The organism is Erythrobacter sp. W36 (assembly GCF_057364935.1).
Genome location: NZ_CP200281.1, coordinates 2,497,888 through 2,519,240 on the forward strand (window position 1 = coordinate 2,497,888; position 21,353 = coordinate 2,519,240).

At 56.4% G+C, this 21,353-nt stretch carries 26 protein-coding genes; 14 read left to right on the top strand and 12 right to left on the bottom strand.

Translation table 11 applies throughout. The features are described from left to right. The first annotated feature begins 75 nt into the window (after positions 1–75). A complete protein-coding gene (locus tag AC0V6U_RS12170) occupies positions 76–495 on the top strand; it encodes a MarR family winged helix-turn-helix transcriptional regulator (RefSeq protein ID WP_472643432.1) in 420 nt (139 codons plus the stop codon). A gap of 39 nt (positions 496–534) precedes the next feature. Here AC0V6U_RS12170 and AC0V6U_RS12175 read toward each other — a convergent pair whose 3' ends face one another. Continuing rightward, a complete protein-coding gene (locus tag AC0V6U_RS12175) occupies positions 535–1,350 on the bottom strand; it encodes a hypothetical protein (RefSeq protein ID WP_472643433.1) in 816 nt (271 codons plus the stop codon). A gap of 60 nt (positions 1,351–1,410) precedes the next feature. Between AC0V6U_RS12175 and AC0V6U_RS12180 the strand changes: the two genes are divergently transcribed. From AC0V6U_RS12180 to AC0V6U_RS12190, 3 genes are read left to right on the top strand one after another with little or no spacing between them, the layout of a single operon-like run. Next, positions 1,411–1,764: a fatty acid desaturase gene (locus tag AC0V6U_RS12180; protein WP_472643434.1), complete on the top strand. Its 354-nt coding sequence runs from the start codon at positions 1,411–1,413 to the stop codon at positions 1,762–1,764. Positions 1,765–1,823: 59 nt separating this feature from the next. Beyond that, on the top strand, positions 1,824–2,330 hold the full coding sequence (locus tag AC0V6U_RS12185) for a fatty acid desaturase (RefSeq protein WP_472643435.1): 507 nt from the start codon (positions 1,824–1,826) through the stop codon (positions 2,328–2,330). Positions 2,331–2,351: 21 nt separating this feature from the next. Continuing rightward, complete coding sequence (locus tag AC0V6U_RS12190; RefSeq protein ID WP_472643436.1) at positions 2,352–3,209, top strand: crotonase/enoyl-CoA hydratase family protein; 858 nt, start codon at positions 2,352–2,354, stop codon at positions 3,207–3,209. Between the two features lie 5 nt (positions 3,210–3,214). Here the strand turns inward: AC0V6U_RS12190 and AC0V6U_RS12195 are convergent, their stop codons facing one another. After that, a complete protein-coding gene (locus AC0V6U_RS12195; RefSeq protein WP_472643437.1) occupies positions 3,215–4,123 on the bottom strand; it encodes a winged helix-turn-helix transcriptional regulator in 909 nt (302 codons plus the stop codon). Positions 4,124–4,210: 87 nt separating this feature from the next. On the opposite strand from AC0V6U_RS12195, the gene AC0V6U_RS12200 reads away from it, so the two are divergent. From AC0V6U_RS12200 to AC0V6U_RS12225, 6 genes are all read left to right on the top strand, one after another. After that, entirely contained in the window at positions 4,211–5,131 is a 921-nt protein-coding gene (locus AC0V6U_RS12200) for an alpha/beta hydrolase family protein (RefSeq protein WP_472643438.1), read from the top strand. Between the two features lie 23 nt (positions 5,132–5,154). Further along, positions 5,155–5,526: a carboxymuconolactone decarboxylase family protein gene (locus tag AC0V6U_RS12205; protein WP_472643439.1), complete on the top strand. Its 372-nt coding sequence runs from the start codon at positions 5,155–5,157 to the stop codon at positions 5,524–5,526. A 19-nt stretch (positions 5,527–5,545) separates the two neighbouring features. Then, the gene (locus tag AC0V6U_RS12210; protein WP_472643440.1) at positions 5,546–5,809 is read left to right on the top strand and encodes an enoyl-CoA hydratase/isomerase family protein; all 264 of its coding nucleotides are present in this window, start codon (positions 5,546–5,548) and stop codon (positions 5,807–5,809) included. Between the two features lie 22 nt (positions 5,810–5,831). After that, complete coding sequence (locus tag AC0V6U_RS12215; RefSeq protein WP_472643441.1) at positions 5,832–6,437, top strand: enoyl-CoA hydratase/isomerase family protein; 606 nt, start codon at positions 5,832–5,834, stop codon at positions 6,435–6,437. A 3-nt stretch (positions 6,438–6,440) separates the two neighbouring features. Then, on the top strand, positions 6,441–6,896 hold the full coding sequence (locus tag AC0V6U_RS12220; RefSeq protein WP_486169480.1) for a nuclear transport factor 2 family protein: 456 nt from the start codon (positions 6,441–6,443) through the stop codon (positions 6,894–6,896). Positions 6,897–7,064: 168 nt separating this feature from the next. Then, the gene (locus tag AC0V6U_RS12225) at positions 7,065–7,499 is read left to right on the top strand and encodes an SRPBCC family protein (RefSeq protein WP_472643443.1); all 435 of its coding nucleotides are present in this window, start codon (positions 7,065–7,067) and stop codon (positions 7,497–7,499) included. A 93-nt stretch (positions 7,500–7,592) separates the two neighbouring features. Here AC0V6U_RS12225 and AC0V6U_RS12230 read toward each other — a convergent pair whose 3' ends face one another. Both AC0V6U_RS12230 and AC0V6U_RS12235 read right to left on the bottom strand, forming a co-directional pair. Further along, positions 7,593–7,808 (bottom strand): AlpA family transcriptional regulator, encoded by a 216-nt coding sequence (locus AC0V6U_RS12230; RefSeq protein WP_472643444.1) that lies wholly within the window; start codon positions 7,806–7,808, stop codon positions 7,593–7,595. After that, on the bottom strand, positions 7,801–8,292 hold the full coding sequence (locus AC0V6U_RS12235; protein ID WP_472643446.1) for a helix-turn-helix domain-containing protein: 492 nt from the start codon (positions 8,290–8,292) through the stop codon (positions 7,801–7,803). The genes AC0V6U_RS12230 and AC0V6U_RS12235 overlap by 8 nt, the downstream gene beginning before the upstream one ends. Positions 8,293–8,427: 135 nt before the next feature. On the opposite strand from AC0V6U_RS12235, the gene AC0V6U_RS12240 reads away from it, so the two are divergent. Next, a protein-coding gene (locus AC0V6U_RS12240) for an IS3 family transposase (RefSeq protein ID WP_472642790.1) occupies positions 8,428–9,779 on the top strand; the annotation gives its coding sequence in 2 pieces (ribosomal slippage) (positions 8,428–8,764 and positions 8,764–9,779; 1,353 coding nt in all). A 445-nt stretch (positions 9,780–10,224) separates the two neighbouring features. Here AC0V6U_RS12240 and AC0V6U_RS12245 read toward each other — a convergent pair. Both AC0V6U_RS12245 and AC0V6U_RS12250 read right to left on the bottom strand, forming a co-directional pair. Next, positions 10,225–10,602 carry a putative quinol monooxygenase gene (locus AC0V6U_RS12245; protein WP_472643447.1) on the bottom strand — a complete coding sequence of 126 codons (378 nt, stop codon included), beginning with the start codon at positions 10,600–10,602 and terminating at the stop codon, positions 10,225–10,227. 43 nt (positions 10,603–10,645) lie between these two features. Next, positions 10,646–11,365 carry a sterol desaturase family protein gene (locus AC0V6U_RS12250; RefSeq protein WP_472643448.1) on the bottom strand — a complete coding sequence of 240 codons (720 nt, stop codon included), beginning with the start codon at positions 11,363–11,365 and terminating at the stop codon, positions 10,646–10,648. Positions 11,366–11,462: 97 nt separating this feature from the next. Here AC0V6U_RS12250 and AC0V6U_RS12255 point away from each other — a divergent pair, with 97 nt between their 5' ends. After that, positions 11,463–12,977, top strand: coding sequence for a winged helix-turn-helix domain-containing protein (locus AC0V6U_RS12255; protein WP_472643449.1), 1,515 nt, complete (start codon positions 11,463–11,465; stop codon positions 12,975–12,977). 80 nt (positions 12,978–13,057) lie between these two features. On the opposite strand, the gene AC0V6U_RS12260 is transcribed toward AC0V6U_RS12255, so the two are convergent. The 6 genes from AC0V6U_RS12260 to AC0V6U_RS12285 all read right to left on the bottom strand — a co-directional run bounded on the left by AC0V6U_RS12260 (position 13,058) and on the right by AC0V6U_RS12285 (position 18,540). Beyond that, the gene (locus AC0V6U_RS12260) at positions 13,058–14,896 is read right to left on the bottom strand and encodes a hypothetical protein (RefSeq protein ID WP_472643450.1); all 1,839 of its coding nucleotides are present in this window, start codon (positions 14,894–14,896) and stop codon (positions 13,058–13,060) included. A 104-nt stretch (positions 14,897–15,000) separates the two neighbouring features. Then, positions 15,001–15,702: a homocysteine S-methyltransferase family protein gene (locus AC0V6U_RS12265; RefSeq protein WP_472643451.1), complete on the bottom strand. Its 702-nt coding sequence runs from the start codon at positions 15,700–15,702 to the stop codon at positions 15,001–15,003. Beyond that, the gene (locus AC0V6U_RS12270; protein WP_472643452.1) at positions 15,657–15,986 is read right to left on the bottom strand and encodes a homocysteine S-methyltransferase family protein; all 330 of its coding nucleotides are present in this window, start codon (positions 15,984–15,986) and stop codon (positions 15,657–15,659) included. The genes AC0V6U_RS12265 and AC0V6U_RS12270 overlap by 46 nt, the downstream gene beginning before the upstream one ends. A 306-nt stretch (positions 15,987–16,292) precedes the next feature. Then, complete coding sequence (locus AC0V6U_RS12275) at positions 16,293–16,820, bottom strand: hypothetical protein (protein ID WP_472643453.1); 528 nt, start codon at positions 16,818–16,820, stop codon at positions 16,293–16,295. Between the two features lie 213 nt (positions 16,821–17,033). After that, the gene (locus tag AC0V6U_RS12280) at positions 17,034–17,831 is read right to left on the bottom strand and encodes a DUF2189 domain-containing protein (protein ID WP_472643454.1); all 798 of its coding nucleotides are present in this window, start codon (positions 17,829–17,831) and stop codon (positions 17,034–17,036) included. A 37-nt stretch (positions 17,832–17,868) separates the two neighbouring features. After that, positions 17,869–18,540: an OmpW/AlkL family protein gene (locus AC0V6U_RS12285; protein WP_472643455.1), complete on the bottom strand. Its 672-nt coding sequence runs from the start codon at positions 18,538–18,540 to the stop codon at positions 17,869–17,871. A gap of 267 nt (positions 18,541–18,807) precedes the next feature. Here AC0V6U_RS12285 and AC0V6U_RS12290 point away from each other — a divergent pair, with 267 nt between their 5' ends. Then, positions 18,808–19,419, top strand: coding sequence for a Crp/Fnr family transcriptional regulator (locus AC0V6U_RS12290; RefSeq protein WP_486169481.1), 612 nt, complete (start codon positions 18,808–18,810; stop codon positions 19,417–19,419). Between the two features lie 255 nt (positions 19,420–19,674). After that, entirely contained in the window at positions 19,675–21,342 is a 1,668-nt protein-coding gene (gene ccoN, locus AC0V6U_RS12295) for a cytochrome-c oxidase, cbb3-type subunit I (protein ID WP_472643457.1), read from the top strand. Positions 21,343–21,353 lie beyond the last annotated feature (11 nt).

The window sequence follows — 21,353 nt, forward strand, 5'->3', positions numbered from 1 at the left end:
CCTCGATTGCAATTGGCTGCTAGCGAGTTTAGTTCAAGTCTGTACTTTCATTAATTCAAGATTGAACTAAATGCAATGACTTATTCTTTCCGCGCTTATCACAGCCTGCATCAAGCTCACTCAGCAGTCTTTCGAGCTGCCGATAAAGCGCTTCGGAAACAGGAGGGTATTCAGACCGCGCATCAATTTGTCTTGTTCGTCCTGTATGTCGAAGACGGGCTGCCCAGTGCGATCGTCGCGTCACGTGCTGGAATGTCAAAGTCTCGTCTGACCGGCCTTACCAACACATTGGAGGACAAAGGCCTGATCCATAAGCAGCGGGGCGAGAAAGATGCGCGTCAACAAGTTCTCTCCATAACACCCGAGGGTCGCGCACTGATCGAGCGGACGAAGAATTGGGTTTCCGAAATGAACGCGGATCTGCTGGCCGATTTTGATGAAAGAGAAAGAATGACGATTGAGAAGTTCTTGCGCAGAGCGGCCTCGTCTCGGTGACTGCGTCACGACGATCCCGCTCAACGCAGGATGATCGCCTTATGAAAGGGATGCGTAGTACCTCTTCCAACATTCTATGCCGAGCGCATTGTAAGCTTTCATATCGTCGACAACCTGTTGGAAGTCAGAGCGATCAATCAGCTCTGTCGGCAAGAGCGGGTCGAAATTGATCAGCCGGATGACTGATTGACCGACCAGCAGTGTTTCCTTTGCCGCTTCGGCGTCGCTCATTCTCGCCACCTTTTGAGAGCTTTGCGCCATAGTTTGGATGGCAGCGCTGTAAGATGCTGCGATTTCCCCTGCCGACCACAGTCCGCGCCAGTCCTCTCCCTCCGCCACAGCGAGCTCCGTCACCACCATAAACGTTGCCTCTTCGCCCAGACCCAAATCGACCAGAGAAACTCGTGTCGCGGCGAGTGAAGCTGCGAGATTGTTCGGGCGAACCCATAGGGCACTTTCGGTCTCTGCGAAGCCGCTAAGACGCAGCGCACGTTCTCGCGCGCGCAGCCGGGTCTTGTCGGTTCGCCCCAAATGGCTCGTGTGCACAACAAGCCAGTCACCAGACCAAGGACGAACCTTTTCTGAGGCGGATTTCCAGCCTGTCACTTGAAGCTGCATCGCGCGACCGGCTGGTCCGATCGCATAGATTCCGCGGTCAATCGCCTCCAAAGTACCGTCCTTTGTCAGGCGTGTGATCGCCATGCGCATTGCGGTAGACTCAATGTCGAACAGGGCGCCCGCCGCAACCAAATTGGCGGCTGACTGCCGCTCGCTATCCGTCACACTCAAAAGAGACAATATCAATTTCTTTGCGGACATATCCGTCTGGATAGAATGGTCAGAATATAACGTCATTTGACTCATTGTTACATACTCAGTTACATTGAGGAAAGGACAAACGTACCGGAGGCGACGATGTCGACCAGTTTGAAGTTATCCGATTGCATCTCCAATGACGAGCTCAGAGAGTTGCGGCGTCCGTCGAATTGGCGGGCAATTTTCTCCCTGACTTTCAACTGGGCAGTGATCGCAGCTGCGTTTGCTATGGCGATTATGTGGCCAAATCCGATCACAATTGTCCTTGGCGTTTTGATCCTTGGCGGCCGTCAATTGGGACTTGGCATCCTCAATCACGATTGCGCTCATGGGGCGTACTTCACACGACGGAAGATCAACGATTTCGTCGGACATTGGCTGTGCGGCGCACCCCTTAATACCTCACTTTACGCCTATCGCGAATACCATTTGAAGCATCACAAATATGCTTAGGCACAAAAGACGACCCAGACCTCTGGTTCGTTGAAAAATACCCGGTAAGCCGGGCCAGTTTGAAGCGGAAACTGCTGCGCGACATTACCGGGCGTACCGGCTTTCGCGACATTCTTGGCAAGATCAAGCGCTTCCGCCTTGCGGACAACTATCCATGGCTCATGTTCCATGTTTCGCTGTTTACGATCCTGACACTCGTCGGTGCGCCGTGGGCCTACCTCATGTGGTGGGCTGCCGAGATTTTCGTGTACCCATTTATCATGCGCCTCCGACAGATCGGCGAGCATGGCGTTGCCTCGAACAGATCCAGCAGCGACCCTCGAGAGAACACATCGACGACGCTCGTATCCTGGTGGGAGGCGCTGTTGGTGGCCCCCAACCACGTCAATTATCATCTGGAACACCATCAATTTGCCGCGGTGCCGGGATATCATCTGTCCAAGCTTCACAAGCGGCTTGCAGAGCGGGGATATTATGACGGCTTTGACTGTATCTCGAATGGGTATGTTGATGTGTTGCGCCGTGCGGTTCGCCCGGATGAGCCGCGATCCGCAACACAAGGTTGAGTTAGGGAAAGGACCAAAGACATGCCGACAGTCGTCTACGAGAAGGACGGACGCATCGGGCGGATCACGCTGAACCGACCGGAGGTCATGAACGCCATCAATGCCGATCTCCCCGGCGAGCTCGAAGCCTGCGTCGAAGATGCGAATGCTGACAAGGGCGTGCATGTCATCGTCTTGAGCGGTGCAGGCGAGGCCTTCTGTGCAGGGTATGACCTCACGGCATATGCTCAGAACACCAGCGGAAAGTCGCAATATGGCGATGGCCCATGGGATCCGATGCAAGACTATGCATTCATGATGGGCAATACGCAGAAATTCATGTCGCTCTGGCGCAGCTATAAACCCGTCATCGCAAAGGTTCATGGGTTCGCGGTTGCTGGCGGTTCAGACATTGCACTATGCTGCGATCTGGTCGTGATGGCTGAAAAGGCCAAGATCGGTTATATGCCCGCGCGGGTCTGGGGTTGCCCCACAACGGCAATGTGGGTCTATCGCCTTGGAGCAGAACAGGCCAAGCGCATGCTATTGACCGGCGACAAGATCAATGGCCGCGAAGCTGAGCGTATTGGTCTCATCCACAGGGCAGTTGCAAACACCGACCTCGATGCAGAAGTAGAGCGTCTGGCCGAACGCATGTGCACTGTCCCTACCAATCAGTTGATGATGCAAAAGCTCATGATCAATCAGGCCCTCGACTCAATGGGATTGCAGAACACTCAGATGATCGCGACCCTTTTTGACGGGATCACTCGGCATTCTCCCGAAGGGGTGAATTTTAAGCGCAGATCGGAGGAGATGGGCTGGAAGCAAGCGGTGCGCGAGCGTGACCTTGGAACCTTCGACTGGACCGAGAACCGCTCGATTAATTCGACGAAGTAGCCGCTTCAATAGGATACATCGCGCGGGTCGATCTCAAGTTCGCAATGCCCGCAGACACATATTGTTCTGACATCGGCGCCGCATGGTTTGTGAACGAGTTCGGCCCAAGGTTTGTCAGCTTTGGGTGCCCAATCAAGCGCCCACGTTCGCATGACCAGTACCGGATCAAGGATCGCCAAGCCTGCATCGGTCGCGCGATAGGCAGCATTCCTGCTCGAGTCGGATCGCTCAAGAATTCCTTCGCGAACAAGATGTTTGAGGCGATCGCTAAGGATCGTGTCAGCAACGCCAAGAGTTGCCTGTGCATCGCGAAACCGAAACTGCGTCTGCAGCGCGCCGTAAACGATCAGCATCGACCAGCGATCGCCGACCGCTTTCAGCATGTCGACCGCCGGATCGGGACGATCCGAGATGTCTTCGAAGGAAGCCATCTTGCGCCACCCGCGCACGCTTCCAGATCCGGGCGTCGATCGTTTGAGAGCACCGATCCGGGGCCATTCAAGGTCCTGACTAAAGATCGGCTGACGACAATTGGCACATACAGTCTTCACGCTAAGAGGTTTTCCGCAAGCCTTGTGGATCAACTTTGAGGTGCCTGGTTTGGACCGCCATTCCTCGCCCCATGCGATCATCGCCAGAGCGATTGGGTAGACCGCGCGCCCCTTTGCAGTGAAGCGATATTCGAAACGCGGCGGTGCCTCGTTGTATTGGTGCCGCTCAAATATCCCGGTCTCGACCAGATGCTTGAGTCGCTCGGTCAAGCGAGCTCGTGAAATGTTCAGTCTGTCACAGAAATCGTTGAATCGCGCTGCTCCGAAGAATGCTTCTCGCGTGATCAGAAACGTCCAGGTGTCTCCTAGTGCGTCGACAGCAGCAAAATAGGCATCTTTCCTGGTTGGATTTTTGGCGTCCATCGGAGGATCCTAGCAACATTGCTCAACCAGCGCCAGAATTCACTAGCATTTTGAAACTCGCTCTGATAGAGTTCCACTATGCTAGTAATGAAAAGCACTAATGCGATTGGCAACCTCCCATCGGCGCGACCGCAGGAATCCGTGCCGATCTGCTCACCTGTTTCACTGAAGACAGCAGACGGTGTGGGTTTGCATCTGGATCACATTCGTCCGGTCGAGATCACGGGTGCAGCGATACTCATTACGCCTGCGATGGGGGCACCCGCGCGAGCCTATCGGCGATTGGGCCACGCGCTCGCGGACAGAGGGCATGCGGTCGGAATACTCGATCCGCGAGGTATCGGCGAAAGCGACCTTACCCCGTCGCGCAACGTCGACTTTGGTGTGCGGGAGTTTCTCGAACAAGACTGGCGAACTGCCGTCGAATGGCTTCGTCCAACCCACCCGTCGACCAAGACAATCCTTCTCGGCCACAGCTTCGGCGGACAGCTGAATTCGATCTACGCCGGGAAGCATCCTGAGCAAGTCGATGCGCTGATCAATCTATGCGCCGTCTGGCTGCATTTCCGCGAAATGGGGTCGATCACTCAACAGGCAAAAGGCCTGATTTTCTTCAGCCTCATGCGAGCATGTGCGGAAGTGATCGGTTTTGGTCCCGGCGACAAGCTTGGCTGGGGTGCACGGTTCGCCAAGCAACATGTTCGCGACTGGTCATCCTGGGGTCTCGACGGGAAGTACATGTACCGCGGAGGCAACGCGCGCGAATGTCTGCGTCAGGTCACGCAGCCCACTCTGGCGGTGTCCTTCACGGACGATGACACCCTCGGACCTGGCCCAGCCTGGACCCGCTTCTGCGATGAGATGGCGGCATCAGAGATGACACGATGGCGCTTGCGCCCTGAGGATATCGGAAAATCAAAAGCTGGGCATTTTGGCGCGCTCAAGGATGCCGACCCACTCTGGGAAAAGATCGATGCCTGGATCAGGGCCTCGGTCCTTGATGGATGAGCCTTCAGCAAAAGGAGAATGACATGACGGACGACCGACAGGAAAAAGCGCGTGCAATTGTCGAGCAGCTCTGGGGGAAAGGGGCGGCATCGGGCAACGATGGCAACGATGATCCATTTCGCGGCGTTGCTCTGGAACATTTGTTCGGAGAAATTTGGCCAAGACCAGGCCTTGCGATCCGGGACCGGTCCCTGATCACTGTCGCCGCTCTGCTGGTGCTTGGCCGCGGGAAGCAATTTGCGCTGCATCTGCGCGGCGCACTCAATGTCGGCGTCACCCCCGAAGAAATCGAAGAGATGATGGTCCACCTCGCCTATTATGGCGGGTTTCCCGTCTCCGCCTCCGCTCGCGACATTGCGCACACAATCTTGCCGAACACAGGCGACAAAAACTAATCGCAAGGGAGAGTTTAGGATGAGCAAAACACCGCACGGATACAACCGCAGCACAGCCACGCGACCCGAAACCGAACACCTCATCTATGAGGAAGATGGTGACGTCGCGACCATCACGTTGAACCGTCCCGAAGTTATGAATGCGCTTTCCATCGATTTGTCGCGCGAATTCACTGAAACGCTCGAATACATCCGCGATCAAGAGCACCTTCACATCGTCGTACTGAAAGGTGCTGGCGGAAATTTTTGCACCGGCGATGATCTGACAGAAATGGCGGCTTAGCAAATGGGGGCACCCCAATCAGGTGTTCCGCCGGGTGCGCTACTACCAATACATGGCGAATACGTTGGAGGAGCTCGACAAGATCACCATCGCCTCAGTCGACGGCAATTGCGTTGGCGGCGGGCTCGAAGTCACTATGGCATGCGACTTCGTTATCTGCACTGAGCGGGCTCGCTGGGGCATGCCCGAAGTGGACTGGGGCATCACACCCGGTTGGGGCGGGACGACCCGAATGGTTCGCCTGATCGGTCGCCGCATGACAAAGGAAATCAACCTACTGGGCGCGCTGCACCCCGCAAAGCGTGGCGTCGATCTGGGCCTGTTCAATCGCGTTGTTGGAAACGACGAACTCGAAGCGGCGACACAGGAACTGGTCGAGCTGCTCCAGATGAAAAACCATCAGGGACTCCGCCAATTGAAGTTCATCATCAACAAGAATGTCGAGGCCGACCTCAACACGGCGCAAGGCTTCGAAGCGCTCCAGACCGCCTATACCAGCTCGGTAAACCTGACGGGCGCGGTTGCCGACGCAGACGATCGCCACGGCTGGGCTTCGTACGTCAAGAAAGACCCCGAAAGCCCGATCACGAAGCGGCGCGCCACCTCCATCGATTTCTGGGTGGACTGATATATGAACCGCGAGGAGACACAGGCCGTGCTGGACGTCTACTACAAGGCGTTCAACACGATGGATAAGGACGGCGTGCTCGCCGTCTTTACCGAAGATGCCGACTTTATCGACTTCACCATGGGTCGCAACATGAAGGGGCGCGACGAGCTTGCGGCCTTTATCGACGAGACATGGCGCCTCAGTCCGTATTTCCGTCTCGAGCCCGAGATCATCGTTATCGACGACAGTCAGGTCGCGGTTCAACTCTACATGTCCGGTGCCAAGAAGGTCGATGCGGCGGGCAGGCCCAAACCCGGCGAGTTGTGGCGCATTCCATCTACGTCGTTCTTCAAGTTTCGCGGTGAGCAAATCCACTGGAAAGCGGATTGCTGGAATGCACTGGCGATCCCCAAACAGATCGGTTGGCTGAAGACAGTCCCCATGATGATGCGATCCAACGGGAAGTCGGCGAGGTAACGATGCGATATTTCGTAAGTATATTTCTTCTGATCCTCGCAGGGTGCTCCGGGTCAGCCCCCCGCCAACGCCGCCCGGATACTCTGACCCGCCACCGTTGGCGACCGAAGGGTTCATCACAACGGTAGTCGAGGTCGAAATCCCCATGAGTGTGGAGGAGCATCGTGCGTGGCTGCTGGAAAACCCGTTCATCTACTTCTTCGAGGCGACCGAAAATATCTCACCCCCGCGAGCACGACCGACCTGCGTGATGATTGGCTCACCCCGGGTTCAGTTCGAAGAATCAATCTCGAAGATGGACACTATGTTGTCGAACGAGTGTTGGAAAACCGGCCTGAGATATTCAGCTATCAGGTTTGGGTCTTCACCAGCAATGTTGCGATGGGTGTCGATCAGATCATCGGAGAGCAGCGATTCATAGCGATCGACGACAACACGACGAAATTCGAATGGACTTACAAGATCAAGCCGAAAGGTGCCATCACTGGCTTCTTCGTCAAACAGCGGCAGCCCGAAGTCGAGCGCTTCATGAAAACTGGCACCAACGCGATGGCGGCAGCTGCCAGAGAGGCAGCAGCGAACCGGAAGGATTTGGCCGATTGAAGCCCTGTTTTGCTGATTTGGCGGCACAGGTGCCACTGGATATTGCTCCGATCGCTCTCACGCTGCTTAATGTCAATTTTGGGCAGGTAAACGCTATGCAAGTTTATCTGCAATCCACTCGTCAACCTCATCGCCAGCCCAAGCCACTGCATGTCCCCCCAACTGCACCGGCTTCGGGAACTTTCCCTCGCTCATCCAGCGGTAGATTGTTGAGCGCCCAAGCCCGACCCGGTTCATCACTTCCGGCAGACGAATTAGCCGTGTGATGCGACGCGGGTCGCTCAGCTCTTTCTCCATCGGCTCACCCATGGTGAGCTTCTTCGACTTCGAGGAAGACATCGCCAAGAAGTACGTCCTTCCGCTCAAGCTCATCGATATGATCAGACAGCAAGCGCGCAACACGGTGCGCGGTGCCCTTTGCCCATCGCGGCCTAACTTCCTGCAATCGGCTGCCAAGCTCGCACGCTAAAGCAATGGGCAGTGCCGTTAAGAAGTCTTCGAGAAACCGGCCGATGTCAGTCCCGTGCCACTGAGCTGATTGATCGGCGTCGGTAAGCAAGAACATGGTGAGCGCTTGCTGTGAGGGAACGCCGCATGCCTGCAGGATTCGCGATGCTTCTCCCAAACTCGCCGAACGTTTGCCGGTCAAAACCCTTCGCAAGGCGTCCTTATGGATCTGCGCATCACGCGCAATGTCGCGGCGCGTGCGCCCACTTGCTTCGACCGCGCTTGTCAGCAGGCGTGCCAGATCAGCGCGGGTCTGTTCTTCGGAAAACTGCACCATGTCGGTCATTGCCGATTCCTTTCTTCGTTTGGCTTTGACTTCAGGATCGAGCTATCGACTGTTCCCCTTCAGCACCTATGGCACAGATTAGGGGTTGAGGTTTAAGGAGTGTTTGTTTCTCGTCGCAGTGACGAAGGAACGAAGATGAGAAACAAACATTCAAATTCTAAGGCGAGTGCTGAGCGGGTAGTAAAAGACATCCGCAGGAAGACACGGCGGCAGTTCTCTGCCGAGGAGAAGATCCGGATCGTGCTGGAGGGTCTGCGCGGCGATGACAGCATCGCTGAGCTGTGCCGCAAGGAAGGCATTGCGCAGAGCCTATATTACACCTGGTCAAAGGAGTTTATGGAAGCAGGCAAGCGCAGGCTTGCTGGGGATACGGCGCGATCTGCAACCACAGACGAGGTGAAGGATCTGCGGCATGAGGCCCGTGATCTGAAGGAATGCGTTGCCGATCTCACGCTTGAGAACCGTCTGCTCAAAAAAAGCATGATCGCGGATGGGGGAGACGAAGAATGAGGTATCCTGCATCTGAGAAGTTGGAGATCATCAGGCTCGTCGAACAAGCTCATCAGCCAGCCAAGCAGACGTTGGATCGGTTGGGTGTGGCGCGCCGGACGTTCTACCGCTGGTATGACCGTTATCTGGAAGGCGGGCCTGAAGCGCTTGCAGATAGACCGTCAGCCCCAAGCCGGGTGTGGAACCGCATCCCTTCGCATATCCATCACCAGATCATCGAGCTGGCGCTGGAGCACTCTGAGCTCAGCCCGCGCGAGCTGGCTGTGCGGTTTACCGATGAGAAGCGCTACTTCGTGTCTGAAGCGAGCGTCTACCGCCTGCTGAAGGCTCATGATCTCATCACCAGTCCAGCCTATACTGTGATCAAGGCTGCTGACCGGTTCCACACTCCAACCACTCGCGTGAACGAGATGTGGCAGACAGACTTTACCTACTTCAAGATTATCGGTTGGGGATGGGTCTATCTATCGACCGTGCTCGATGACTACTCGCGCTACATCATCGCATGGAAGCTGTGCAGCACGATGCGGGCTGAGGATGTGACCGAGACGCTGGATATGGCGCTAGAAGCCTCTGGTTGCGCATCTGCCAGCATCAAGCACAGACCGAGACTGCTGAGCGATAATGGTCCCAGCTACATCGCCGAAGAGTTAGCCGATTACATCAAGACGAATGACATGAGCCACGTTCGTGGTGCGCCCTTCCATCCTCAGACGCAGGGTAAGATCGAGCGCTGGCACCAAACCTTGAAGAACCGCATCCTGCTAGAAAACTACTTCCTGCCTGGCGATCTAGAAAACCAGATCGACGCGTTGGTCGAGCATTACAACCACCAGCGTTATCACGAGAGCTTGGACAACGTTACGCCTGCCGATGCCTACTTCGGTAGAGTGGAGGCCATCATCAAGCAGCGAGAAAGGACCAAAAGAAAGACTATCCAACATCGGCGCTTGCAACACCGCAAGCTGGCCGCCTAATATCAACCAACAAGACGAGGCAGACGCTCCGCTAATCTAAGCTGTGACTTGTGCCAAATGTTCTGACGACGGACAGATTGGCCTGAGCAGCCCATAACGAATAAGGTGAGACCCAGTGCAAGGGTTTGTGAAAGATATTGCATTTGATCACCTTGCCAGTGCGAGAGAAAATGGCGCAAAAGTCTGTCGATGATCGATGTTCTCTCAGCATACGGCCTTGAGTAAAGAACGGCGCCCTGATTGTTCGCTCAACTTCTCATTCTTATCGATGAACAGCACCTCTTTCGGTGTCTCAGGTTCTGACGGCTTCTTTTGTCACCCCAGCCAACGCTAGATTGGGTTAGTTCGAACGTCCGCAAGTGGGTCGCTTGCAGAACAACAGCTTTCTAGTCTTAAAGCTTCAGAAGCGGACAGTCCGCAATCGGCCCACAAAGCGACGCAATTCTCATCGCGATTGATAATACCCCATCTCGGGTTCGCGGACCAAAAGTGAGCGGATGTGTGACCAATCGCCATTGCGGTTGATTGTGTCGAAATGCTCTTCGTGCAGTGCACGGCTTGCCCAAACCTCCTCGAGGACAAAGACGCGACGTTGGTCGATGTTGCGATGAACGGTTGCCGACTTAAAACCGGGCTCCGATGCCATGGCACCCGCCACCCCGGCCATCATCTCCTCGAATTCCGAGACCCCTTCCTCACTGGCTTCGAACCTGATGATCAGAGTGATTTCCTCCTCCTGATTGATCGGCGCGGAAACGGCAGAACAGGCGGCCAAGGCGGAAAGCATGATGACGGATAGGGCGAGTAAAATTCGGTTCTTCATTTCAATACCTCAGAGTTAGTTGAACGGCGTTCCACAAGGCCCATCAGCCAATCTTGCGACCGATCAGGAGGTCGCCAATGCGGTCCGAACCACCATCGATGATCCCGGCCTCTTTCGGGGCAACTCGCGGATTGCGGTAGGTTCCAAACAGCATGTCGAACCATGGCAGATCGGCATAGTTGTAGCGATGGACGCCGCGCTCGTGGTGCACCGCGTGCATTTCCGGGCGGGCGACGAAATAGCCCAGCCAATGCGGGGTTTTGATGTTCGCGTGGGTGAACATGGCCATGAAGCTGCCGATCAGGTTGATCACCACGCCAGCCTCCGCGCTGATCCCGAACACGCCGACAAGCACCAGGCTTCCGAGCAGCGCCCAGCCTGCCATGTCGATCGGATGGAACCAGTATGCACCCCAGATGTCGACCCGTTCGGCTGAGTGGTGGGTCTGATGGACGAAGCGCCACAAAGTGTCGGATTCGTGCATCGAGCGGTGCCAACCATACATTCCAAGGTTGAACAGCAGATACCCACCAGCAACCTGAGCCCAGATGGGCAGCGAAGACGCATCGAACAGCGTATGCCGCGCCAGCAATCCATCCCAGAGGACAGGCGCCGTAAAGGCGATTGCATAATAGAGAACAAAGCCGATAACCCCTCGGGTCCGCCAAAACGGACGGTCTGGTTGAGGCCTTGCGGGCAAGACGCGGTCGATCACAGCAAAGGTGATGAAAATGGCAACAAGTGCAGCGAAAAACTCGATCACGGTAACTTCCTTCGATCTTTAAATGACCCGCGATTTGTTGCCTGTCCGCTGCGCGCCCGATAGGCTGGCGAGCCGATGATTTGCCGATGAAGGTCCGATGGGTATCGATCTCGCCAAGACAGAAAACTTTGAGCTTGGAACGCTGAGCGTTCAGCCGCGCCTGCTGTCGGTGTCGGTCGAGAGTGAGAATATCGCGCTGGAGCCGAGAGTTATGCAGGTCCTGGTACTGCTCGCTTCGAATGCGGGCGATGTCATCGATCGCGATCTGATGATCGAAGAATGCTGGGACGGCGTGATTGTGGGCGATGACGCCATTCAGCGATGCATCGGCAGGTTGCGACGTCTCGCCTCCCAGCTTGGCGGTTACGAGATTCAGACCATTCCGAAGATTGGCTATCGGCTGCTGGGTGACGGCGGAGAAGCCGATGTGCCACGCCATGGGGCAGGTCGCGAAGCAGGCGCTTCTCAGCCGACGATTGGCATTCAGCCGGCTGCCTACACCGGACCGGCGGATCAGGGTGAGGCTCTGGCGCAACTCCTTTGCAGCGACATTGCGGCGGCGCTCTCGCTCAATCGCGAACATTCTGTGCTGGTGCCGGGATCGGCGGAAACGGCGCAATTCCAAGCCAGCATCGAACTGCGCGACGACACGATCAAACTGCGCGCGCATTGCAAGCTGACCGAGAACAAATCGGGGCAAATCGTCTGGAGCGACGCGATTTCACTGCCGCGCGATCCGATGCTTGAAACGGGAATCCCGGCTGAGGAAGTCGTGGTCGATCTGGCATCCCGTTTCAGCACCATCGTGATCCGCGAGGTCACCGAAACATCGCTGGCTCAGGACAAGGCGCAGTCGGCCTGGCAAGCGGTTGTGCGTGCCAACGCGGCCTATCAGCGGATCGACCTTCCCAATCTTGCCCGGGCGATAGAGGAAGCGCGCGCCGCGGTGGCGATGGACCCGCGCTATCCGGCGGCGCACGCCGCTCTCGCAAACGCCTTGGCTGCGCATTACGAGCTGGGAGGGGCGCAGAACGAGGCCGAGGCGGAGGAAGCGCGCAAACATTGCGACATGGCTCTGGCGCTCGCGCCGGAGGATGCCAATGTTCTCGCCTGGGTGGCGCAGGCCTTGCTCATGATCACGCGACCAGCCGAGGGCATGGCCCTCGCCCGCAAGGCTGTCGATCTGGCACCATGGCACCCGATCGCGCACCTCTATCTCGCGCGGCATTACCTGCATCACGGCCAGCCTGAAGAGGCGGAGCGCTCATTGGATGAGCATGCCCGTGTCGCGCCGTTGTTTCCCTGGAAGTACTTCCCACTGGTGAACCGTGGCGTTGCGAAGTTCATGATGGGTGATCTGGATGCGGCGGAAGCGTTGCTCAAAGAGGCCTCCGAACTCAACCCGATTTACCCGTACAGTTGGCTGTCTTTGATGGTTCTTGCGGCCATAAAATCGGACACGGCCCTGATGCGCAGCGCCGCCTCGCGGCTTCGCCGGATCGAGGGGAATGACGATCTGGATTTGCAGCTTGCCCGGCTGGCCCATTCTTATCCCGATCCAACGCAGGCCGCGATGGTGCAAAATGCCTTCAAGATAGCGTGGGACGCCTAGGGGGCGCGCAAACGGTATGGAGCCACCGGCAACCCGCAGGGTGCGCCGATGGCTCCTCCGCCTGACACCGGAGGGGAGGGTCAGTTTGCCAAGCGGAATTGAATGCGCCCAGCCGCCTCGCCACCGCTGACGCCCAGGCTCGCACCAAAGCTCCAACGGTCACTGGCTCGAACCATCACACTGCCGCCAAAGCCGATCTCGTCGCCCACCACGCCAAAGCCGCCACTGATCGCGTAGCTTTCGGTGCTGTCGAGATAGGCGTCAGGGATTGCAGTCGCGGCGGCCAGACCGTTTTCGACCCGATTGAGTCGGCGGCCTTGCTCGCCAAGAGCAAGGCCGAAGTTCTCCAGCCGCAAATCGAAGCTCGCCAATTGCTGAGACTGCGCTGCAATTGCCTGCTCGTTCAGAGCAATCGCCGCCGTGTTCACCGCCAGCTCTTGCTGGTTCGAGGTAACCTGCGCCTGCAACGCTCCCCCATCCGATGCAAGATTGCCTTGGGCGTCGGTTGTTATCACGCCGACGATCTCACCTTGGGCTGCCTGTGATTGCGCCGAAGCGATACCGGCGGCGGTGTAGGTTGTGGCCTGCGTACCAAGCGCCATCTGGTTCTCTCGCGAGGTTTCGGCACTCGCGCCAATGGCGGTCGATCCATCATACGCAGCAGACGCATCCGCTCCCAATGCGAGCGAGCCTTCGCCGCTTGCTTGAGCGTTGTCGCCGAGTGCGGTCGCATTGTTTCCCGATGCGATAGCGCCGGTCCCGGCAGCGGTGCTGTTTGCGCCGGTGCCGTTCAGTTCGGCAACCGCAATGATTTCGCCTTCAAGCGCATCGACACGGCTATCGAGTTGAGCGATGTCGGCGGTGTTCTGATCGACTTGCTCGTTTGTCTCGGCAAGGTCGTTTCCAAGCTCAAAGATCCCGCCCGCATTGTTGTCGATAGCCACAATAACTGCGTCGAGCAACTCCTCGGAAAATCCTCCTCCTGAGCCGACGACGTTCTCCAGCTCGGTCACACGCGCATTCAACCTTCCACCGTCGGATGCCAGGTTTCCATCGGCATCCGTGATGAGGACACCGTCGATCTCGCCTTGAAGAAGCCGTGCGCTGCTCGATGCAATTCCTGAAAATGTGTAGGTTGTCAGACTGTTGCCAAACTTGAATTGACCCACTCTTTCGGTCGAAATTCCTGCGCCGAACGCAGCTGAGTTGAGAAATGTTGCTGTCGAGCCAGACCCGATCGCGATGGCGTTTACACCGCCCGCTCCGGCGTCAGATCCGATAGCAATCGCGTCATCTGCAATCGCGAATGCGCCGTCAGTATCGTCATCCAGCCCGTCGCTGCCGATTGCGATACTGCCAGATGTTTCCGACAGAGTACGTGCACCGATAGAAACGCCACCAATGCCAAGGGCTTGTGCGCGAGATCCAATCGCAGTGCCGCGCTCCGAGTCGGCGATGGCGAAACCACCGACTGCGAGGCTCTCAAACTGACGGGCTTCTGACCGGATACCGACAGCGACGCTTGTAGCACCATCTGATTGAGCTGAGCGGCCTATCGCGATTGACGAAACGCCGCTTGCTTGCGCAGTGAATCCAAGCGCAACAGTGTCGTCATCGCTGGCAATTGCGTTGTCACCAATCGCAGTGGAACCACTACCCGTGGCGAATGCGCCATTCCCGCACTCCAGCCGACCAAAGTTGGCATTGTTGTTGTTGCACTCAGGTGAGAAGTCCTGAATTTGAATGAGGTCGTCAACTGGTTCTTCGATGCTAGGCTGCACCAATTCTGACGTGGTCTCATTCGGCGCGGGATCGCTGCGGTCCTGTGAGTTTGCTGGAAGTGCAGAGCCAAATAGAATGGTGGTCGCTGCGATACTGAGCAGGGATACACCAACTTGATAGTGAATTGACTTTGTCATCTTAAGGTTCCTTTTGAACACGACTTTTGGCCGGGCACTGGCCAACGCTCAGCACCCGTTTGTGTTTGGTTTTGAGTTGAAAGTTTGAGTTCTGGTCGGCGGTATCAGCCGTTGCGGATAATCTGGTTTGCTATCGCTTCGACATGTCGGTGATCCGTGCCGCAACAGCCGCCCAGAACGCGGATATTGGGAAGGCGACCGCAGATTTCGGCATATTGCTTGGCCAGGTCATGCGGATCGCCCGCGTCAAGTTCGGTGGCTTGATCGAGCTCGGCGTGGCTCTTGCAAGATGCGTTGGCGCGAAGGCCGCCGATGCGAGAGGTCCAAAGCTGCCACACATCCGACTGTTCAGCGAAATGGCTGGGATGCGCGCAATTGATCATGAACCACGCCGGTGCGCCGTCGGTCTCGGCATCGACTTGTGAAATAGCCTCACCCAGCCCTTGCCCGGACGGCAAAGTGCCATCAGTTTCAACGGTGAATGAGATGACGCAGGGGATCGCGAGGCTGGCGGCTGCGCGCGCAATGCCGATGGCTTCCTTACTGGTCGTCATCGTCGTTGCAGTGACATAATCAACACCGGCATCAGCAAGCGCCGCGATCTGTTCGAAATGGTAAGCCTGGGCGGCATCGGTGTCGAGCCGTTGGTCGATCCTGTACCCATCGCCGCGCGGTCCCACGCAGCCTGAAATCCGCAGGCTTGCTCCGCCGAACAGGTTGCTGGCGGCGACTTGCTTTACGAGTTCGACCGAGGCCTTGTTCACGCGGCGCAGATCGATTGTGTCATAGCCGAGCTTCTCCCCCAATCGCTGCTGGCGCGCCAGGTCGGCGTTTCGAAAACGAACCCGCAATCCGCATCCACCGCGATATCGAGAAATTGCTGATAATATCGCCTCAGCGTCTCGCGGCCTTCCAGCGTGTCGAGCAACGGAAACGTCGCGAATTCCGGCAAGTCGAGGCCCGCGTCAAAAACAAGGCTTGTTTCCAACCCGCCATCGGTAAGGAAAAAGCGCGGTCGGCGAGGCAACACCGGATTAGGCTGATGGGTCGGACAAGCGGCCTCGTCGCGATCCTTGGTGGTCGTGATCATCGAATTCTCCTGGTTTCCAAATCAAATCAGCGACCGGGTCTCGATTGCTGTTGATTCAGCCCTAGGATCTTTGATTTTGAGCCGACACGTCGCCGAGCCGATGATTTTCCGATGAAAATGCAATGGGCTTTTGGGGTTGCAAACCAAACGGCAGCTTCTTGAAGTCCACTCCCGATACCGGACAGACCGCATCCGGCCCATCTCCTGTCCCTGACTAATGACCGAGACTGGGGGTGAAAGCGGACTATCTGTGAACGGATAAGGCTTGGTTGCGTATAAGCGCGGACTCCCAACCGGAAGTGAAATTTACTCGCCACACCCATCGTCACTGTTGCAATCAAGGGCAATGGCAGCGACGCCGATACCAGCGACGAGGAGGACGACACCTCCTGCTATGGCTGCGCCTCTAAGTACTTTCTTGCCAGTTGAGCGTTCGCTTCGTTCGCCCTCGTTTTCCTGCTCCGAGTTACCATTTGCATAGAGTCGGAAATCACTTCTCAACATGCGACCATTGAGCAGGAAACGAGGCCTATCTTCGATAGTCCAAGACAGCATTGAGCGACGCACATTGCGGCGTTCTGGCCAGACCGTATTAGGATTGGAAAATCCGTTAGCGTTTCTTCGACGTAGTTGAGCGGTTTCAACCGTCAGATCAAACCGCGGGCTTCCTTGGGCGGTGTGCGCACCACCTCCGAATGGAATGGTTATTCCGACGGTTGCCCTAGTTTCGATATTTCCAATCTCGTTGACATCCCCAACCGTCTGGGCGCTGGCTGGAAGTGCCGCCAGGAAGAAGGCGCAGGCAATTGGAAATTTGGAGGTTTGAGTGTTCATTCTTTTCCGTTCCAATCTACACTGAACTTTCATTCACTTGCTGCGAGCGAACTCTTTCGACGTTAATCTTATTGGTGGGGTAGTGCAAATATCCGCAACTGGGTCGTGATCAGACCAGCCGCTTTTTGTGTTTAGCCTGAAAAAGCCGACAGACTGCAACAAGTCCGGCCTCTATGTGCCAGTTATGTCAGCTCATGGGGGTGAAAGCAGCTTCTAGGCTACTTCATCTGTCGGTGGCATTGTGGCAATCGTTCTTCGGTACAAATGCCAAGTCGCATGGCCGAGCACCGGGACCACGACCAACATGCCAAGAAAAGCCAATGCGAACGCCAAGGCCAATAGAATTGCGATGCACACGGCCCAAATGAGCAAGACCACGCTGTTATCGCGGACGGCCTTCAGGCTGGCAAAGATCGCGGTCAGGAAATCAACTTCGCGGTCAACCAACATGGGCAGGCTGATCACTGTCACAGCATAGAAAACGAGACCGATCACACCGCCAATCAAGCTGCCAACTGCGAGCATCGCGAGGCCCATGGGGGTGATCAGGAATTCAAGAGATTCCGAACCTGCTCCGGCCTCCACAAGGAAGACCGAAAAAATAAGGTGAGCGATGATCACCCAAAAGCCAAAGCCCACAAATATGAGCACGCCCATGCTCAAGATCTGATCATGCCCGCGGCCTCTGATAGCGCCCAATACGGCGGGCCAATCAACCGCAATCCCGTATTCGCGCCTGCGGCTAACCTCGTAGAGACCCACCGCCAGGAACGGCGCCAGCAAGGGAAAACCAGCGACAGCGGGAATGAGCCAGGAGACCTCTCCGAGCCCTATTGTCGCATAGGCAAGGGCCATCCCTCCAAGCGCGAACAGCGCCCCGAAGAACAGCCCAAATTGAGGCATCGCCAGAAAATCGTTCCACCCAGCCGTCAAGGCCGCGCGCAGATCTGATAGCTGCAGATCGCCCGCGACCTTGAAGGGAACAGGAGAGCTCTGTGCCGCGTCTGTCATGTCATTCACTTGCCCTCCTGCGGCACATCCAGCTCATCTAGAACCGATAGCTTACACCTGCGCTCACAACCCATGGATCGAGATTGTGCTCGTTTTCAATCACCAGTGTATCGCCTGCAAACCACCTTGCGGTTGTTCCGATGAAATAGCGTTTGGCGTCCAGAGTAACGCCAAAACCAGAATCGCCAACTGGCACGTCCACGCCCGCTTGCAGGACAAGACCGAATTCATCCGACAGCGTCGTCTTTGTAACGCCTAATGGGATCACAGCTGCGCCGGGATCGACATCGAGCCAGATGAAATAGGCCGCTCCAGCGCCGACATAGGGCTTCACTCCGCCAGTCTCGAAATGCAGTTTTGCAGTGACCGTTGCTGGCAATAGGACCCCGTCGGATACAAGCTCAGTTCCTGGCGCAAATCCCGAGATCGCATCAACATCATGCTGCGTCGTGCCCGCGATCGTCTCGATTGAGAAGCTATCGGAGAAGAAGTACTCCGCAGCCACGGTGGGCACAAAATTGTCGTTGGCGGCGGTATCAGTGCCGGCAGGTAAGCCGACCAAATCAACGTTGACCTGGTCAATTTCTCCGTCAGGCAAAACGCCGGTCGCGAGCAGTTTGATCTGGACGTCCCCACTTTCGTCCTGTGCGGCAGCGGGAGAAGAAGCCAGCGCAATTGCGGCGCAGGCTGAGGCGAGAAGATATTTCATTGTCCTTCCTTCTTAAGCAGCAGTGGCCACAGGAATGGCCCAGGATGTTTGCTGCTGATGGCTCGATAGTTCCGCTTGAGCCATGACACTTTGATCCAGATCAATGTGGAACGTAGAATTATGGACCATCACGCACTCATCCTGATCATGCTTGGCTGATCAAAAGAGGAAAGAATGCGATGACCTTCCCCGACCTTTTCGATGAGTTCCGCAGGGCAATTTTGCCCGGAGGTGCTTCTGGTCCGACGCTCTCGAGCCTCGAAAGCGGTGGCGCGCTACACCAGTGCGCGCGAAGGCGATGCTCCCTTCAAAGGCAATGGCGTTGATCAGATCGTCTTTATCGCCAGTGGCAGCACCAAATTGGTCGCTCATGTTTCGCACGGAAGAGAGCAAGTGGTGGCGTTCCACTTCAAAGGCGATTTGGTCTCGGTCCCGGCAACCGTGGCGCATGCCTATACATTGTGCGCGCTTGAGGACTGCGAATTGGTCTTTTTTCCAGCAGAGGACTTTCTCCAGATTGCCAAGCAAGAAGCACAACTGATTGTCAAAATTCTTGAAAGAGCCCTGCGTTCGCTTGCCAGGAGCCGCGAAAAGGCCGTTGCGCTTGGACGCAAGACAGCAGGTGAGCGCTTAGCGAGTTTTCTGGTGACGATGGCAGAGCGGATTGGCTGGTCCAGCGAGGATGCTGTGGAGCTTGAGCTGATTATGTCGCGCCGTGATATTGGTGATAGCCTTGGCCTCACAGTCGAAACCGTGAGCCGCCAGCTCAGCGAGTTACGCAATGCCGGTTTAATCGAAACGAGCGGCCGCTCCCACTTCCGTCTGTTGGATGTAGAAAGCCTGCACAGCCGAGCTGGCCACCTTAAGGCCGCCGCCTAATTTATTTTCAAAAATTGATGCAGATCAATGCGTAATGGCTGTGTCCAGAATAGATGATGTCAATGCAGGCGGACACAGCGTGTGCTTGCGGGATGGGATAATACAGTAGTTTTGTTGGGATCTTGCCGGTGACGGGACCGATTGTCGTGCATTGCGGCAATGCGCCTCAAGCGATTTTCGCGCCAGTTTGATCTGCATCAAATACTGCACTGTCCTGACCTCTTAACCGGGTCAGGAACAAAGGGGATCGACACTATGGAAGCTGTGTTAGGCCGCGTAGGCCTCTATGCAATCGCTCTAATGGCAGTGATCGCTGCAATTGCTGGCGCGCAAGACACAGGTTTTGCCGTCCATATGGGCATCATCGGCGTGGTTCTTGCCATAATGATCATGGCAACGATGGGGTCGTTCGATCCACTTGCCAAAGCGCAGAGCATCTTCAAAATGCCCCCCGGTCCATCGCGTTATGACGATGATGTTGTTCGCTGGGGCGTAATCGCCACAATGTTCTGGGGCCTTGCCGGGCTGCTGGCAGGGCTTTTCATCGCGCTGCAATTGGCGTTCCCCATTCTGAATGTTGAACCGTTCCTTACCTTTGGCCGCGTTCGTCCGTTGCACACCTCTGCGGTGATCTTTGCCTTTGGCGGGAACGCGCTTCTGGCGACGAGTTTTTATGTGGTGCAGCGCACATGCCGCACGACGTTGGCGCTGCCTGGGCTCGCGCGCTTTGTTTTCTGGGGCTACCAGCTTTTCATCGTGCTGGCGGCGACCGGCTATTTGCTGGGCGTTACCCAATCCAAAGAATACGCCGAACCGGAATGGTATGTCGATCTGTGGCTGACCATTGTCTGGGTCGCGTATTTGGCCGTGTTCGTGGCAACTTTGCTGCGCCGGAATGAGCCGCATATTTACGTCGCAAACTGGTTCTACCTCGCCTTCATCATCACGGTGGCGATGCTGCATGTGGTGAACAATCTGGCGATGCCGGTCAGCTTGCTTGGCTCGCAAAGCTATAGCGCGTTTGCTGGCGTGCAGGATGCGCTGACCCAGTGGTGGTACGGTCATAATGCGGTCGGCTTTTTCCTGACCGCAGGCTTCCTTGCGATGATGTATTACTTCGTACCAAAGCAGGCCAATCGCCCGGTCTATTCGTACCGGCTGTCGATCATCCACTTCTGGTCGCTGATCTTCCTCTATATCTGGGCAGGTCCGCACCACTTGCACTACACCGCGCTGCCCGATTGGGCGCAGACACTGGGTATGGTCTTCTCGATCATGCTGTGGATGCCCAGCTGGGGCGGGATGATCAACGGGCTCATGACGCTCAATGGTGCATGGGACAAAGTCCGCACCGATCCGATTATTCGCATGATGGTTATGGCGCTCGCCTTTTACGGGATGAGCACATTTGAAGGGCCAATGCTGTCGATCAAGGCGGTGAATAGCCTGTCGCACTACACTGACTGGACCATCGGCCATGTCCATTCCGGCGCGCTGGGATGGAACGGAATGATCACCTTTGCCTGTGTCTATTTCCTCGTGCCTAAGCTCTGGAAGAAGGATCGGCTCTATTCCCTGAGGATGATCAACTGGCACTTCTGGCTCGCGACGCTGGGCATCGTTTTTTACGCCGCCAGCATGTGGGTCGCCGGGATCACTCAAGGCCTGATGTGGCGCGAATATGGCTCTGACGGGTTCCTGGTGAACAGCTTTGTTGACACCGTCTCTGCGCTGCATCCGATGTATCTCATGCGCGCCTTTGGCGGGCTGCTCTACCTCGCTGGAGCAATCATCATGGCGTACAATATCTGGATGACAATCGCCGGATACCGCCGCGAAGAGGCGCCAATGGGCGATATGTCTTACGACGAAGCCGTTGATCGCCCGATCACCGCGCGCCCTCAAACAGAACCTGCTGAATAAGGAGCTTATGA